A 458-nucleotide genomic window follows, 5' to 3' on the forward strand; every position below is an offset into this window, starting at 1 on the left:
GAGACCATGAAGCTGGCGGCATTGAACCGCTTGTCGCCCTTGGCCGCAAGGACAGCCAACGTCATTGTCAGCAGCGTCCCGCCGATGCAATACCCCATCACGTTGACAGTGGGGCTTCCGGTGATCTCGCGAATGACATCGCTGGCCGCGAGGGGGCCGAGGTCCATGTAATCCTCAATACCAATGTCATCCATCGACGCATCCGGGTTCTTCCAGGACACCACGAACACGGTGAATCCTTGCTCAACCAAGTACCGCATCATGCTGTTTTTGGGTTGCATGTCGAGAATGTAGTACTTGTTGATCCAGGGCCCCAGGATCAGCAGCGGGGTCTTGTGAACCTCCTCCGTTGTGGGCGCGTACTGGATCAGCTCGATCAGGCGATTGCGGTAGACCACCTTCCCGGGCGTGAGGGCAAGGTTGCGCCCGGGAGCGAAAGCCTCCGCATCCACCATGGT

At 58.7% G+C, this 458-nt stretch carries 1 protein-coding gene; it reads right to left on the reverse strand.

Features of this window, described 5'->3' with window-relative positions; translation table 11 throughout:
* A partial coding sequence (locus C7G61_RS43415; protein ID WP_338026208.1) for an alpha/beta fold hydrolase occupies positions 1-458 on the reverse strand: 458 nt, incomplete at both ends.

The sequence above is a fragment of the Bradyrhizobium algeriense genome (assembly GCF_003062295.1).
Taxonomy (GTDB): Bacteria; Pseudomonadota; Alphaproteobacteria; order Rhizobiales; family Xanthobacteraceae; genus Bradyrhizobium; species Bradyrhizobium algeriense.